This window comes from Kribbella sp., from assembly GCF_035687465.1.
In the GTDB taxonomy this organism is placed as follows: Bacteria; Actinomycetota; Actinomycetes; order Propionibacteriales; family Kribbellaceae; genus Kribbella.
The window spans coordinates 1-14,126 of the sequence record NZ_DASRXP010000701.1; the positions used below are offsets into that span (position 1 = coordinate 1).

The 14,126-nt window shown below is 67.7% G+C and carries 15 protein-coding genes; 5 read left to right on the forward strand and 10 right to left on the reverse strand.

Going from position 1 to position 14,126, the window contains the following annotated elements; all coding sequences use genetic code 11:
* A partial coding sequence (locus tag VFG33_RS38045; protein ID WP_325057884.1) for a TetR/AcrR family transcriptional regulator C-terminal domain-containing protein occupies nt 1-329 on the forward strand: 329 nt, incomplete at its 5' end.
* 66 nt (nt 330-395) lie between these two features.
* Here VFG33_RS38045 and VFG33_RS38050 read toward each other — a convergent pair.
* Entirely contained in the window at nt 396-779 is a 384-nt protein-coding gene (locus tag VFG33_RS38050) for a cold-shock protein (RefSeq protein ID WP_325057885.1), read from the reverse strand.
* 213 nt (nt 780-992) lie between these two features.
* Entirely contained in the window at nt 993-2,459 is a 1,467-nt protein-coding gene (gene larE, locus VFG33_RS38055; protein ID WP_325057886.1) for an ATP-dependent sacrificial sulfur transferase LarE, read from the reverse strand.
* Nucleotides 2,460-2,613: 154 nt separating this feature from the next.
* Between larE and VFG33_RS38060 the strand changes: the two genes are divergently transcribed.
* From VFG33_RS38060 to VFG33_RS38075, 4 genes are all read left to right on the forward strand, one after another.
* A complete protein-coding gene (locus VFG33_RS38060; protein ID WP_325057887.1) occupies nt 2,614-3,537 on the forward strand; it encodes a TauD/TfdA dioxygenase family protein in 924 nt (307 codons plus the stop codon).
* 71 nt (nt 3,538-3,608) lie between these two features.
* A complete protein-coding gene (locus VFG33_RS38065; protein ID WP_325057888.1) occupies nt 3,609-4,196 on the forward strand; it encodes a TetR/AcrR family transcriptional regulator in 588 nt (195 codons plus the stop codon).
* Nucleotides 4,196-5,146, forward strand: coding sequence for a R2-like ligand-binding oxidase (locus VFG33_RS38070; RefSeq protein WP_325057889.1), 951 nt, complete (start codon nt 4,196-4,198; stop codon nt 5,144-5,146). The genes VFG33_RS38065 and VFG33_RS38070 overlap by 1 nt, the downstream gene beginning before the upstream one ends.
* A gap of 43 nt (nt 5,147-5,189) precedes the next feature.
* Nucleotides 5,190-5,687, forward strand: a complete 498-nt coding sequence (locus tag VFG33_RS38075) for a GtrA family protein (RefSeq protein WP_325057890.1) — start codon at nt 5,190-5,192, stop codon at nt 5,685-5,687.
* On the opposite strand, the gene VFG33_RS38080 is transcribed toward VFG33_RS38075, so the two are convergent.
* From VFG33_RS38080 to VFG33_RS38115, 8 genes are read right to left on the reverse strand one after another with little or no spacing between them, the layout of a single operon-like run.
* Nucleotides 5,672-6,745: an MSMEG_0565 family glycosyltransferase gene (locus VFG33_RS38080; RefSeq protein ID WP_325057891.1), complete on the reverse strand. Its 1,074-nt coding sequence runs from the start codon at nt 6,743-6,745 to the stop codon at nt 5,672-5,674. The genes VFG33_RS38075 and VFG33_RS38080 overlap by 16 nt on opposite strands.
* Nucleotides 6,745-7,551 (reverse strand): carbon-nitrogen hydrolase family protein, encoded by an 807-nt coding sequence (locus VFG33_RS38085; RefSeq protein ID WP_325057892.1) that lies wholly within the window; start codon nt 7,549-7,551, stop codon nt 6,745-6,747. The genes VFG33_RS38080 and VFG33_RS38085 overlap by 1 nt, the downstream gene beginning before the upstream one ends.
* A 49-nt stretch (nt 7,552-7,600) precedes the next feature.
* A complete protein-coding gene (locus VFG33_RS38090; RefSeq protein WP_325057893.1) occupies nt 7,601-8,440 on the reverse strand; it encodes a carbon-nitrogen hydrolase family protein in 840 nt (279 codons plus the stop codon).
* The gene (locus VFG33_RS38095) at nt 8,437-9,954 is read right to left on the reverse strand and encodes an MSMEG_0567/sll0787 family protein (RefSeq protein ID WP_325057894.1); all 1,518 of its coding nucleotides are present in this window, start codon (nt 9,952-9,954) and stop codon (nt 8,437-8,439) included. Before VFG33_RS38095 ends, VFG33_RS38090 begins: the two co-directional genes overlap by 4 nt.
* Nucleotides 9,951-11,021 (reverse strand): MSMEG_0568 family radical SAM protein, encoded by a 1,071-nt coding sequence (locus VFG33_RS38100; protein ID WP_325057895.1) that lies wholly within the window; start codon nt 11,019-11,021, stop codon nt 9,951-9,953. The genes VFG33_RS38095 and VFG33_RS38100 overlap by 4 nt, the downstream gene beginning before the upstream one ends.
* Nucleotides 11,022-11,031: 10 nt before the next feature.
* Nucleotides 11,032-11,553 carry an MSMEG_0572/Sll0783 family nitrogen starvation response protein gene (locus VFG33_RS38105; protein ID WP_325057896.1) on the reverse strand — a complete coding sequence of 174 codons (522 nt, stop codon included), beginning with the start codon at nt 11,551-11,553 and terminating at the stop codon, nt 11,032-11,034.
* Nucleotides 11,554-11,597: 44 nt separating this feature from the next.
* On the reverse strand, nt 11,598-12,422 hold the full coding sequence (locus VFG33_RS38110; RefSeq protein WP_325057897.1) for an amidohydrolase family protein: 825 nt from the start codon (nt 12,420-12,422) through the stop codon (nt 11,598-11,600).
* A 10-nt stretch (nt 12,423-12,432) separates the two neighbouring features.
* The gene (locus VFG33_RS38115; protein WP_325057898.1) at nt 12,433-13,731 is read right to left on the reverse strand and encodes an MSMEG_0569 family flavin-dependent oxidoreductase; all 1,299 of its coding nucleotides are present in this window, start codon (nt 13,729-13,731) and stop codon (nt 12,433-12,435) included.
* Nucleotides 13,732-14,126 lie beyond the last annotated feature (395 nt).

A 14,126-nucleotide genomic window follows, 5' to 3' on the forward strand; every position in this document is an offset into this window, starting at 1 on the left:
AGCAGGGTCTGAAGGCGTTCGAAGATACGCCGTTGACGCCGTCGGAGGCTCTGTCGGCGATGATGCTGGTGAACATCTACGTTCGCGGTACCGGCCAGATCACTACGCATCTGAGCACCGATCCGCAGGAAATCAGCGAGGCCGACCAGACCTACATCCGCCGGCTCGCCTTGCTCGCCGATCCCGAACGCTTCCCCACGATCGCCCGCGGCCTGACCGCAAGCGCCCCGGACGAATTCGGCGTCGACTACAACGCCGACGAGTTCCAGACCGGCCTGGACACCGTCCTCGACGGCATCCAGTCCCTCATCACCCGCCGAAGCAGCTAGCCGGTACTACGTCCGCTCTCTGCCGCGCGTTCGTGTGGACGTGCGGCAGGCGCAGCGTAGTACGGGTTAGACGTCGAGTTTGTCGGCTACTCCGCGGAGGACTGTGGCGACCGAGCGGGCCGCTTTGCCGTCGGGATGGCGGCCGCGGCGGTAGCCCTCGCCGATGCTGTCGAGCAGCTTGATCAGGTCCTCGATCACCAGCGCCATCTCGTCGGGCTTCGGCCGCATCGCCTTCGCCACCGACGGCGGCGGGTCGATCAGCCGGACCTGGAGAGCCTGCTCCCCCTTGCGTCCCTCGACGACGCCGAACTCCACCTTCTGGCCCGGCTTGAGGCTGGTCACTCCCGCCGGCAGGGCCTCCGCGCGGACGTAGACGTCCCCGCCCTCCTCCTTGCTGAGGAAGCCGAAACCCTTCTCGGAGTCATACCACTTGACCTTGCCAACAGGCACGGGAACCTCTTCGATGTCAATCGTCGGAACAGGACGGAGGGGCGACCGGACGGGCTGCCCGGACCGGCTACCCAGCGTACGTGAACCCGCCGAGCCGCGCCTGCGTGAAACCTACCTGCTGCGGCAACGATCCCGCACGCCTCAGTCTCGTTAAGTCCGAAGAACCTGAGGTCATAGCCCAAGGTTCTTCGGACGCAACGGCAGGAGCGGCGGTCAGCGGAAGCGTTCGGGGTTGGAAAGGCGTTCGTTCATGGAGCCGGAACGGAAGCCGCGGGGGTCGACCGCGGCGGCGGCGAAGCCCTCGGCGCGGACCAGTTCGACCAGCGCGGAGTTGTCGATCGTGCCCAGCAGATGCGCGTCGATCTCGATGCTGGCCGACTCGCCGAGATCCCGGACCCGCACGTTCTGTACGCCGTACGGCGCGAGGTGGTCGCGGACGGCCTGCTCGGCGCGGTCGACCCGGACGAGCAGGTTCGGCGTGATCCGGATGCCGTACGCGATCCGGCTGGACAGGCAGGCCGCGGCCGGCTTGTCCGACGTCTCCAGTCCCCAGCTGCGAGACGCCTCGCGGATCTGCGCCTTCGTCAGCCGGGCGTCGCGCAGCGGCGTGATCGCGCCTCGCTCGAACGCGGCCCGGATGCCCGGCCGGAACCCGGCGATCGCGTCGTCCGCGTTCGTGCCCGTGGCGATCGCCGCGATGCCGAACTCGTCCGCGATCGGCTGCAGCGTCTCGACCAGCTCCGCCTTGCAGAAGTAGCAACGGTCACCCGCGTTCGCCTGGTAGCCCTCGCGGTCCATCTCGTGCGTATGCGGTGTCACATGCCGCACCCCGACACTGTCCGCGAACCGCGCCGCGGGCTCGAGCTCGGCCACGGGAAGACTCGGGCTGACAGCAGTCGCCGCGACCACGTTCGCCGGCCCGATCGCGCGAGCCGCGGCCGCCAGCAAGAAGGCCGAGTCGGCCCCCCCACTGAACGCGACCACCATGCTCGGGTAGCTCGCCAGCCTCTCCATCAAGGCTGCCAGCCGCTGCTCCAGCACGTACTCATCCAGCCAGGCAGGGAACTCAGTCAGATCATTCAGTACTACGTCCGCTCCGTAAGCGCGCAGCTCATCGGCAGTGAACGGACCAGTCGCAACGCTCACCGCGACAGCACCGGCAGCGCGAGCCCCGTCGATGTCAGCAGTGTGGTCGCCGACATAGATCGACGCGTTGTGCTCGAGCAGCGCGATGCCCTTCTCAGCACCGTGCAGATCCCCGACCGGCTCGTCGACGTCCAGGCCGAGGTGGTCCAGGTGGTGCTTCACACTCGGCGTGTACTTCGCCGACACGACCACGGTCCGCCCCCGCAACGCGCGGATCGCGGCCAGCGACTCGGCCACCCCCGGCAGCGGCAGACTCCCGGTGATCGCGTGCTCGGGGTAGTGCTCGCGGTACCGCACGACCATCGCGTCGACCTGCTCCGGCGGGAACCAGTTCGCCATCTCCCAGGTCAGCGGCGGCCCGAGCCGGCTCACCACCAGGTCGGTGTCGATCGGTACGCCGGTCTCGGCGGCGAGCAGCTCCCACACCGCCTGGATCCCGGGCCGGGAGTCGATCAGCGTCATGTCCAGGTCGAACCCGACGACTAGCTCCGGCACATCGGTGGTGGCAGTGGGCTGGATCTCGGCGGTTGACACGTCCCCAACCCTACTTCTTCCTGCGCCGGCAGCTTCCCGCACGTCAGTCCCGCGAGACAGCCGCACGATCTCGGATGCCGGACGCCCGCCAAAGTCTAGTAATCCAGTAGGAAAATAGACATTGACCGCACCGTCCAGCGCAGGGAGTCCGGCCATGACCACTCAGCTCGAAGCACCTACCACCACCGTGTCCAGAGTCGGCGGCGCCCTCGGCGCGATCGTCGGCGGCGTCCGCCTCGGCGGCGACCTCGACCCGGGCACCGTCGCGACCATCCGGCAGGCCCTGCTCACCCACAAGGTGATCTTCTTCCGCGGCCAGGAGCACCTCGACGACGCCGGACAGCTCGCCTTCGCCAAGCTCCTGGGCACCCCCACCCTGGCGCACCCGACCTCGAACAGCCTCGAGAGCAGCGAGCACGTCCTACCGATCGACTCCGACTACGGCAAGGCCAACAGTTGGCACACCGACGTCACCTTCGTCGACCGGGTCCCGGCGATCAGCTTGCTCCGGGCGGTCACCCTGCCGGCGTACGGCGGTGCGACGAGCTGGGCGAACACGGTCAGGGCCTACGCGCATCTGCCGGCTCCGCTCCAGGCGCTGGTGGATCGCCTGTGGGCCGTCCACAGCAACGTCTACGACTACGCGGGCGCGGTGGACGAGACCCGGATCGGCGGGGTCGACGTCAAGGTGCAGACGCATCGCGAGCAGTTCGTCTCGCAGTTGTTCGAGACCGAGCACCCTGTCATGCGGGTACACCCGGAGACGGAGGAGCGGTCGTTGGTGCTCGGTCATTTCGTACGGCGATTCGTTGGGCTGAACTCGGCGGAGTCGACGCAGCTCTTCCAGTTGCTGCAGAACCGCGTGACCAACCTGGACAACACCGTCCGCTGGCAGTGGCAGCCGGGAGACCTGGCGATCTGGGACAACCGCGCCACCCAGCACTACGGCGTCGCCGATTACGACGACCAACCTCGCCGACTGCACCGGATCACACTTGCCGGCGATATCCCGGTCAGCATCGATGGCGTCCGTAGTACGGCCCGGACAGGCGACGCCACCCACTACGCCGCAGTCTGAACGCATTTACATTTCAGGTCCGACTGTCCCGACTCTTGACAGTTGGACCTGAAATGTAAACCCTGGGGTCTGTGAACTCCTTTGCCGAGCGGACCAAGCGCAGGTTGCGCGACGAGTTGCTCGACGCCGCGTACGACGCGATCGTGGCCGGCGGCTACGACGGCCTACGGATGGCCGAGGTCGGTCGCCGGACCGGCGTGTCCAGGCAGACCGTCTACAACGAGTTCGGCGACAAGTGGGGTGTGTTGCAGGCCGTCGCCGCACGGGAGACCGAGCGGCTCCTGCTCGACGTCAACGCGGCGCTCGCCGACCACACCGACCCGATCGAAGGCCTCCGGGCCGCGGTGGAACGCGCGCTCGCGCTGGCCGCGGACAACCCACTGGTGAAGGCCGCTCTGGGACAGCCCGGTTCGGACCAGGCCAGTCAACTGCTGACCACTCGCGGCCAGCAGGTACTGGAGTTGAGCCACCAGAGACTCGACGCCCACGTCCGCGAGCACTGGCCCGAGGTCCCGGCGCAGGACGCGACCACGTGTGTCGACGTCGCGCTGCGCGTAGTACTGAGTCACATCGTCAACCCCGGCGCGGCCCCGGCCGTGGTCGCCGATCAGGTCGCCCGGGTGCTCGGTCCCTTTCTCGCGAGTAGTCGGAGGCAGTGATGACGAATCCTCTTCACCGGCAGGGTTTCAGCTCGTTGGCCGCGGGTGGCCTCAACTGGGACGCGCTGCCGTTGCGGCTGTTCGACAAGGGCAATCGCAAGTTCTGGAACCCGCGCGACATCGACTTCAGCCAGGACGCGAAGGACTGGCAGGACTTCACTGACAACGAGAAGGACAACGCGCTGATGTTGTGCGCCCAGTTCATCGCGGGTGAGGAGGCTGTCACCGAGGATCTGCAACCGTTCCTGCAGGCGATGGCCGCGGAGGGCCGGTTCGGCGACGAGATGTACCTGACCCAGTTCAGTTTCGAGGAGGCCAAGCACACCGCGGTCTTCCGGATGTGGCTGGACGCGGTCGGCGTCACCGAGGACCTGCACCGGTACATCGAGCACAACCCCGGCTACCGCGCGATCTTCTACGAGGCGCTGCCCGTGGCCCTCAAGTCCCTGGCCGACGATCCGTCCCCCGCGAACCAGGTCCGCGCCTCGGTCACCTACAACCACGTGGTGGAAGGCACGCTCGCCCTGACCGGCTACCACGCCTGGAACCTGCTCTGCACAGCGCGCGGCGTCCTGCCGGGCATGCAGGAACTGATCCGCCGGATCGGTGACGACGAACGCCGGCACATGGCGTGGGGCACTTTCACCTGCCGCCGCCACATCGCCGCCGACGAGTCCAACTGGAAGGTCGTCACCGACACGATGGAGGAACTGCTCCCGCACGCCCTCATCCAGATCCAGTGGGCGCTGGACAACATGCCGGAGATCCCACCCGAGATCGACCCGACCGCCCTGATGATGTACGCCGGTGACCGCGCGACCCGCCGCCTCGGAGCGATCGAGTCGGCCGTCGGGGCGGACGTGGCGGGAATCGACCTCGACTACCCCCCCGAGAAGCTCGAGGACGTCTTCGGGGCCGAAGACTCAGCCGCCCTGGCCGCAGTTCGCTAGCCCTCGTTCGAGCGCGGTTGGGGCGGCCTGGCAGGCTGGGGCCATGACGACGGTGCTGACCCGTTCGGAACAGCGTGGTGTGACGTTCAGTACGGCGATGGCGGCGGTCGTCCGCCGGCTTCCGTGGGGGCTCTCCGGGGTTGTGCCACCCAGTTTGCTCGGCTTCGCGGTGATCAACGGGTTCACCTTCGGCGTGGATCTGGCGCTGCTGACCGTGCTGCACTCGTGGGTCCACCTGCCGCTCTGGCTATCGATCACGGCCGCATACTGCGCTGCGTTCGCGCTGAGCTACATGCTCAACCGGGCCTTCAACTTCCGCTCGCACGCCCCGGTCGGCCCGCAGTTCGCGAAGTACGTCGTCGTTGTCCTGATCAACTACCTCGTCTGGATCCTCGCTGTCGGTGCCGGGCTCAGCGCACTCGGCGTCGAGTACCACCTCGCCCGAATCATCGCCGGCGCCTGCGAAGGCATCTACATGTACTGCGCCCTCCGCTGGGTGGTCTTCCGGACGCGCGCCACCCCCACTCAAAGTCGCTTGTAGAACTCCAGGTGGGCCGCTGCGGCGGCCTCCCAGGTGTAGGTCGCGGCGAGGTCGCGGCCGATGGCAGCGCGGTCGGCCGTGCGGGCCTCACGCAACTGCCGGGCGAGTTCGACCGGCCCTGACGCGTACGACGCCGCGTCGCGGAAGACCTCTCGAAGGACCGGGAGATCCGAGACCACCAAAGGCACTCCCGCGGCGAGGGCCTCCATCGGAGCCAGGCCGAAGCCCTCCTTGTGCGACGGGAACGCGAACACCTCGGCGGCTGCGACGAGCGAGGGCAGTTCGTCGTCGGCGACCGGGCCGAGGACGACGGGCGAGACCCCTAGCTCGGCAGCACGTTTCTCCCAGTCGGCGCGATAGTCGCGGTAGTCGAACAACGTCTCGCCGCCAGCGATCACCAGCCGCAGCGAGGGATCGGTTGCCTGGAGCAACGCGTACGCGTCGAGGAGATCCAGCGATCCCTTGCGGGGTTCGATCCCACCGACCGTCACGACGTACCGGCCGAAGCAGTCGCCCCAGGCAGCCCTCGCCGCGGCGCCCTCGGGACCGGCCGCCGCAGCGAAGCGGGCGGAGTCGACGCCGTTGGGGATGACCTCGGCCTTGATCCCCCAGCCGGCGGCGAGTTCGGCGGCCACGGCTGCGGAGACGCAGAGGTGGGCGTACGGGGTGACGATCGCCTTTTCGTGGCAGGCGACCAACTCGGGGGTGGTGAAGGTGTCCAGGTGGTGCACGGTCCGGATGCATCGGCCGACCGCGTTCGCGCTGATGCAATCCTGCGCGTGCACGATGTCGTAGCCCGTTGCGTCGAAGGCGTCGCGCAGTACGGCGATCGAGCGGAGGATCCGTGGCCCGACCTCCTCTCCTGGCACCTCCGGGAACGGCACCACGGACAAGGTCACTCGCGGGTCGACCGGCCGGTAGAAGGTGGTGTCGCCGCCGCGTCCGAGCGACCAGACCGTCACGTCCGCACCGGCCTCGGCCAACGCCTCCGCCAGTGCGAGCGTGTGCACGACCCCGCCGCGCGGTTTGGTCGAGTAGCTGAGCAGCGCGATCCGCATCAGTACACCTCGGGCCGTCGCTCGTCCAGGTGGTGCAACACCCTCCGCGCGGTCTCGAGCTCAGCCCGTACGTCGAGTTCGGCGATCGCGATGCCCGCCTTGGACCAGGTCCGGGCCACGATGTCGCCGCCCGGGCCGACCACCTTCGACTGGCCGAGGAAGCGCATCCCGCCAATCGAGCCGGTCAGGTTGGACGAGACCAGCACGATCTGGTTCTCCGCTGCCCGCGAACGGTCGTACAGGTCGAACAGCCGGGATTGGCGGTCCTCGTTCATCCGGGGCGCCCGGTTGGTGATGCTGGTCGGCCAGGCGTTCAGGCAGGCGATCACGTCGGCGCCATCGACCGCGAGGGCCCGGGCAGCCTCCGGGAAGGTCTTGTCGTAGTCGATCATCATGCCGAGCCGCCCGATCGGAGTATCGAAGGCGTCGAACCGGTCGCCGGCCGCATAGACCGCGCGCTCACCGGGCGGTTGGTGCACCTTGCGATGCCGGCCGAGCACGCCGTCGCCGGTCACACACAAGGCGGTGTTGTATCGCTTGCCGGCATCGGCCTCGCAGAAACCGAAGCAGACCACCATCTCGCCGGCCATCGCGATCACCTTGGAGATCAGCGGATCGTCCAGAGGCAGCGCTGGCGGCAGGTCATCGTGCTCAGAGCGACTCAGGTCGGACAGGTAGCCACCGAGCGCCGCGTCGGGCAGCACGAGGAGTTGAACCTCCTCGCGCCGCCCGTGCCGAATCAGCGCCTCCACCCGAGCCAGATCAAACTCCAGATCCCGAGTAAAGCCCGCCGCAACAGCTCCCATCCTCAACAACACAGACCCGCCCTCGCTGCACGCCCGTCCTCGGTCATCCTCAGACCCAGGCCAGCTCGGGGGCTCCGTAGGTCTCCGGCCGCCGGTCGCGCAGGTGACCCATCGATCGCCGAGCCGTCTCGAGTGCCTCTTCTACGTCCAGTTCGGCGATCGCCATCCCCTCGGTCACCCCGGTGTCCGCAAGGATCTCGCCGCCCGGATCGACCACCTTCGCGCTCGCGACGAAGCGCAACGAACCGAACATCCCCGACTGGTTCGCGGACAGCCAGATCACCTGGTTCTCCAGCGCCCGCGCGCGGTCGAACAGGTCGAACCGCCGCTTCCACCGATCCTTCGCGAGATCCGGATCCGGGTTGGTCCGCGCTCCCGGCCAAGCCGACAGACACGCGATGATCTGGGCGCCGTCGAGCGCCAGCGTCCGGGCCGCTTCGGGGAAGGCCTTGTCGTAGCAAATCATCAGCCCGAGCCTGCCGACCGGCGTATCGAACGCCTCGAACCGATCACCCGCGGCGTAGTGCGCGTCCTCCTGCAACGGCTGATGCACCTTGCGGTGATGTCCGAGCACCCCGTCCCCGGTGACGCAGACGGCGCTGTTGTAGATCAGCCCGCCCTCGGCCTCGGCGTACCCAGCTGTCACCACCAGATCGCCTGCCAGCTTGGCCAACCGAGTGATCTCAGGTCCCTTGACGTCGAACGCGGGCGGCGGCTCGGCGGTCCCGTCCAGGCTGAGCAAATACCCGCCGAGCGCTCCCTCGGGCAGCGCAAGCAGCTTGACGCCCGCTTCCCGCGCCTCGGCGATCAAGGCCGCCACCTTGGCGAAATCGCCTTCCAGGTCCCGATCGAAGTTCGCCGCGACCGCTGCCATCCGCAGTGTCGTCATGCCGCTCCCATTCCGGTCACCCCGGCGCTCAGCGCCTCGGTGATCTCGCCGTCCGGCCAGCGCAAGCGCACGCCGCTCCCGGTTGTCAGGTGACCGCAGACTCCACTCTGAGCCGGGCCTGCCATCAGTTCCTGAGGTCCCGTCGTCAGCATCCCGAAGCCGGGGAAGCAGGTCAGCCAGTCCCCCATCGAGGCCTCAGCAGGCTTCGGGACCGCCGCGACATCCAGTACTGCGGCGCAGCCGCTCGCCTCGGCCAGCATCCCCAACGTGCCGACGACTCCGGCCATCGAAACGTCCTTCGCGGCCTCGGGTCTCGCCTTGCCGACCGAGGACACCATCGCCCGCAGCTCATCGGTACGCCGACCGCTCGTCGAATCCCACTGCCTCCCCGCATAGCCGGCTCGCCAGCCACCACCAAGGTCAGCCGTCAACCGCACCTCTTGACCAGGCTTTCCGCCACCACCTGGCACGGGATGCTCGGTCCGCCCGAGCGCCGTCACACTCAACGCCGCCGGTACTCCGAACTGCGTGTGCCCGCCCAGCACCGGTACGCCGTACGCCTGCGCCGCCTGCCGCAATCCACTCATGATGCGGGTCGCGAAGGACCGATCCCGGGCGCCGATCGCGTCCAGCAAACCGACGGGCTCCGCGCCCATCGCTGCCAGGTCGTTCACGTTGACCAGCACCGAGCACCAGCCGGCCCACTCGGGATCACGCTCGACCAGCGACGGCACAATCGCATCGCAGGCCGCGACCAGATCACTTCCTGGTACCGGTGCTCCGTCGTCGCCGATGAAGCCGGCCGGTCCGATCCCTTGCAGCAAAGGGCCGAGGTCGCTCTTGGTTGCCGCGACCAACTGTGCGATCCGCCCGATCGGCCATCGCATCAAGACATGCTGCGTCCCAGCCACAGTCACCGGCCTGATCGTTTCCCAGCCAAGTCGCTGGAAGAACCGGTGCGTCCCGGTCTGCACAGTCGCGTCGAACCGCAACGCGCCGGCCGCTTCCGCTCTCGCACAAGCTGCCCGAACCAGCGCGGCTCCAACTCCCGCGCCCTTGACAGTGACAAGCCGCCCGCCCTGCCACCACCCGAGGTCGGGCCCATCGATCGCCGGCCCAAGCCGAACCCCGCCGACCACCTCTCCATCGGGGCCCTTGGCAATCAGTACTACGGTGCGCGAGTCCTCGTCGCGGTCGTCCAGGTCGCTCCGTTCGAACAACCTCTGCTGCTCAACGAAGATCTCTTGCCGCAGGCCCCGATAAGCACTCAGGCTCGCTGCGTCAGCCGCCTCCTCGATCAGAAAGGACGGGCGCTCGAGATGCGGCGGATCCCCCAGCAACGCTTGAACATCCGCCGCCCGCCGCACCCCAGTGAGCTGTCGCGGAACTGCCGCATCGGCCGACCGAGCCGCGCTGCCGAATGCATCGGCGGGCGAGCCGTCGCGGCGAGGTCTCGTGCTGCCGTCGGACTGACCGGCCGCGACCAACCCGTCGGCGATGGTTTCGATGCTCATGAGCCGGCCGCTGACAGGAGGCTGCATGCACCACACGCCGCACACCCTGCGCCCTGGTCGGCACCGCGCATGTCCGCCTCAGCCAGTAACGCAGCCACCCGCGCGGTGACCTCGCGCACCACGCGCGGATCAGGCGCGGTGACACCATCCGCCCTTGCCAGCGTGCCGAGCATCGGTCGCAACGGGACGACGAACGGGTAGACACCCCGGTCGATCAAGCGACCGGCGCCTGCGACCAACTCGTCCGCGTCCTCACCCATCCCGATCAGCAGGTACGTCGAGACGCGGTTGCGTCCGAACACCCGAACCGCCTCATCCCACGCTTGCTCGTATTCGGCCATTGGGACGGTGGACTTCCCCGGCATCCAGCGCCGACGAACCTCATCGTCCAAGGACTCGACGTGGATCCCGATCGACGTCGCGCCCGCGGCGTACAGGTCGGTGATGACGGAGAGGTCACCTGGTGGTTCGATCTGGACCTGGATCGGTAGTCCTGGAACGGCTTCCAGGACTGCTCGCACGCAGCGGACCAGGTTGCGGGCACCGCGGTCGGGCCCGGTCGTCGTGCCCGTGGTCATCACCATCTGGGTGACCCCATCGAGCCGGACTGCGGCTTCGGCGACCTCCGCGAGTTGCTTGGGGGTCTTCGCTGCCACGGTCGCGCCGTTGCGGAGTGACTCCTCGATGGAGCAGAACCGGCAGCGCGTCGACTCGTCGTACCGGATGCAGGTCTGGACCACGGTGGTGGCGAGCACGTCCTTGCCATGCAGCAAGGCGATCTGCTGGTAGGGCACGCCGTCCTCGGTGGTCAGGTCGTAGAACTTCGGCCGGCTGACCGGCTCGATCGACAACCCCAGATTCAGGCCGTTGCGGAAGACCGAGCCGTCCCGGACCTGGTAGGGGCTGTCAGCAACGATCGGGAGGGTGGCGTTGGCACCGTCGACGACCAGGTGCCCGTCGTCGCTCGGACCGGCGCCCTTGCTGCGGCGGACCGGGGCGTCCACTTGAACGCCGTACACGGCCATCTCGGCCCGGGCCGCCAAAGCTTCCTCGGTGCCAACGCTCATGATCGTCCCCTCAGAACATGTACGTCGAGTTGATGATGGCGCCCTTGCGCGCGTAGTGGATCAGCGCGTCCTGGACGTCCAGCGGGTGCGTCGGGATGACGCCCTCGATCAGGTCTTCCTCGCGGGCCCCGTGCAGGGACAGCCCGAACCGGCAGCAGTAGACCTTGCCGCCCTCGGCGATGAAGGTCTTCAGCGACTCGTTGATGTTGTGCTCGCCGGGAAAGGCCGAGTTGCCGGTGGTCGGGAAGCCGCGGGTGGCCAGGCAGTTCAGCGAGCCCGGACCGTAGAAGTAGATCGCGGACTCGAAGCCCTTGCGCTGGGCCCGGGTCGCCTGCAGGATCGCGACGAAGCTCACCGAGGACTCGTGCGCGATGCCGTGCACCAGGGTGAAGTAGGTCTCGCCGTCCTCGGCCTGGTAGTCGGGGAAGACCTTGGTACCGCCGTAGATGCTGGAGCCCTGCGGCAGCGACGGGTGCGGGATCTCTTCCAGGCTCTTGGCCTCGAGGTCGGTCAGTTCGGCCAGTTCAGGCATGTCTTGCTCCTTGTTCCGATGTGCGGTGCGGGTTGGGTGGGTGGTCAGTCGTAGAGACGGGAGAAGGTGCGATGGAAGACCAGTTCGCCGAGCTCGCCGTCGCCCATCGCGGAACGCATCCGGGCGAGCTCGCCGGCATGGTCGCCCCACGGCTGGTCGCTGGCGAACAGCACCCGGTCGTGGCCGAGGCCGCGCCGCTCGATCTCGGCGGCCAGCCAGCCCGGGGCGAAGCCGATCGCCCAGGACAGATCGGTGTAGACCTGCTTCCCGGCCTCGATCCAGTCGAAGAACCGGGAGCCGATCAGCTTGATATGACCGCTCATCCCGCCACCGAAGTGGACGAGATGCAACGGGACCTCGTCGGCGTACCGGTCGACCAAGGTGCCGACGTGGTCGATGTCGGAGGCGGCGCCGGGTGAGGTATGGACGTGGACGACGAGGTTGTTCGCGGCGGCGACGGCGAAGATCTCGTCCAACTGCGGGCGGATCGCGTCATCGGTGGGATGACCGCCCAACAGGAAGCTCAGCTTCAGCGCCTTGACCCCCGGCTCACCGGCCAGCGCCAACGCCTTGGCCGTGTACTGCGCGTCCTGGGGCCGCGGCGAGACCCACAGACCCGCCCGGATCCGATCGTCCCGGGTCGCGGCCTCGACGACGAGATCGTTCAGGGCAAAGGAGACCGAGACGTCCGGGACGCCGTAGTTCGGGATCACCAGGGCACGTTCGGTGCCCTCGGCATCGAGGTCGGCGATCAGCTCGTCGATGGTTGCCCGCGCGGTGATATCCGGGTTGACCGGCGGACCACCGTAGAAGGGGTACGCGGGCAACTTGCCGAGATGCCGGTGCGCGTCGCAGAGGTTTGTCGACATATCGCTTGCCTTACGCAACAGTCTTCGCGGAGCGGGGCAGGCCGGCGATCCAGCGGACGCCGGTCTGCATGCGTCGGGCCACGATCTGCTCGGCCAGGTACTGCGCGTCGTCGGCGACACCGCCGAACCGGCCGGATCCCCAGGTGTGCTGCCACGGCAGTCCGATGAAGTAGATACCGGGCACACTCGTCACCCCACGCTGGTGCGTCGGATAGCCGCGCCCGTCGAACACCGGCACCCGGATCCAAGAGTCGTCGCGACGGAAGCCGGTGCTCCACACCACCGAGTCGATCCCGTCCAGCCTCAGCTCCTCGGGCTCGACCTGCGGTTCCCAGACAGGTTGGTAGCGAGGCTCCTCGGGCGCGTCGAGCTGGTGAGCCGCGATGTACGCGTCGATCGAGTCCTTGATGCCCTCGGAAACCGCATCGGCATGGTCGAGGTTGGCCCGCAGATCCTGCTGGAACCGCAACCGCTCGCCGTCCGCGTCAATCAGCCGGCCGTAGAGCCGCATGCCCTCCAGCGCGAACCGCCGCAGGTCGATGTCGCGACCGCCATCGCGACCGGTGACGTAGTGGTTGACCCGGAACCGTACGGCGTCGACGTCGTCGAAGTCCTCGATTCCCTTGGCGTAGTAGCCCATCTCGTCCAACCAGGCGACCACATCGCGACCGCGATAGAACCTCGCGACCCTCGGCGCGGTACCAGTCACCAGGTGAACAGTGCGCCCGGCCAGGTGAAGGTCCTCAGCGATCTGACACCCGGACTGCCCGGTGCCAACCACTACGACGTCGCCGGCCGGCAGTTGGTCAGGATTCCGGTACTGCGAGGAGTGGACCTGAGCAAGGTGATCCGGAAGCCGCTCGGCGATCCTCGGGATGCGCGGCACCTGGTACGGGCCGGTCGCGAGGACCACCTGGTCCGCGGTGATGGTTCCCCGATCGGTGGTCACGCGAAATCCCTCGGCGGCGGATTCCTCCAGTCCGGTCGCGCGAACCCCTTCAACCAAAGGCACTTCGAACGAGCTCGCGTAGTCCTCGAGGTACTGCACGATCTCGTCGCGGAGCATGAACCCGTCACCATCGGCACCGGAGTACGGGAAACCGGGGAGCCGGCACTGCCAGTTCGGCGTGACCAGGCAGAACGATTCCCACCGGCGGTTCCGCCACTCACTCCCGACGCGATCCGCCTCCAGCACAAGGTGATCCAGCCCGCGGTCGGTGAGCTGCCAACTGGTCGCCAGCCCGGCCTGACCGCCACCGATCACGACAACCGGATAGTGCGCGCCTTCCCTGAGGGTGAGCTGCGGCATTGTCGACTCCCGGTCCTAGCGGCGTCCTGGATGTCATCCAAGTGAAGAACCGCCCCATTGCCGCACGATTGCCCCCGGAACAAACTCACGTTTCCGAATCGGCCTTCCACGTTTCGCGTGGGTTACCACGTGCCCCGTTCACCACAAACCACGCAGGTGATTCGCGGGTGCATAGGTGTGGGTGGTTCGCAGGTAGGTGCATGTGGTTCGCGTCGCCGGGCTGCGTGATTTTGCTAGTCGCGGTGAGGTGAGTCAAGGGCGCTTCGCGGCCCTTCGGGCTCGAACAAGTTCGACCCTTGACACACCTCACCACGACCAGGAAAGGACGCAGCTACGCCCGGAGCCGCTGAGAAGAACGGCCACAAGTTCAGGGGATTCCGTCGAGGGTGCTGCCC

What these genes read in the sequence shown, in the direction of transcription:
- VFG33_RS38060 (WP_325057887.1), top strand. Translation starts at nt 2,614, where the DNA reads ATGACCACTCAGCTCGAAGCACCTACCACCACCGTGTCCAGAGTCGGC.
- VFG33_RS38070 (WP_325057889.1), top strand. Translation starts at nt 4,196, where the DNA reads ATGACGAATCCTCTTCACCGGCAGGGTTTCAGCTCGTTGGCCGCGGGT.
- VFG33_RS38075 (WP_325057890.1), top strand. Translation starts at nt 5,190, where the DNA reads ATGACGACGGTGCTGACCCGTTCGGAACAGCGTGGTGTGACGTTCAGT.
- VFG33_RS38080 (WP_325057891.1), bottom strand. Translation starts at nt 6,745, where the DNA reads ATGCGGATCGCGCTGCTCAGCTACTCGACCAAACCGCGCGGCGGGGTC.
- VFG33_RS38085 (WP_325057892.1), bottom strand. Translation starts at nt 7,551, where the DNA reads ATGGGAGCTGTTGCGGCGGGCTTTACTCGGGATCTGGAGTTTGATCTG.
- VFG33_RS38090 (WP_325057893.1), bottom strand. Translation starts at nt 8,440, where the DNA reads ATGACGACACTGCGGATGGCAGCGGTCGCGGCGAACTTCGATCGGGAC.
- VFG33_RS38095 (WP_325057894.1), bottom strand. Translation starts at nt 9,954, where the DNA reads ATGAGCATCGAAACCATCGCCGACGGGTTGGTCGCGGCCGGTCAGTCC.
- VFG33_RS38100 (WP_325057895.1), bottom strand. Translation starts at nt 11,021, where the DNA reads ATGAGCGTTGGCACCGAGGAAGCTTTGGCGGCCCGGGCCGAGATGGCC.
- VFG33_RS38105 (WP_325057896.1), bottom strand. Translation starts at nt 11,553, where the DNA reads ATGCCTGAACTGGCCGAACTGACCGACCTCGAGGCCAAGAGCCTGGAA.
- VFG33_RS38110 (WP_325057897.1), bottom strand. Translation starts at nt 12,422, where the DNA reads ATGTCGACAAACCTCTGCGACGCGCACCGGCATCTCGGCAAGTTGCCC.
- VFG33_RS38115 (WP_325057898.1), bottom strand. Translation starts at nt 13,731, where the DNA reads ATGCCGCAGCTCACCCTCAGGGAAGGCGCGCACTATCCGGTTGTCGTG.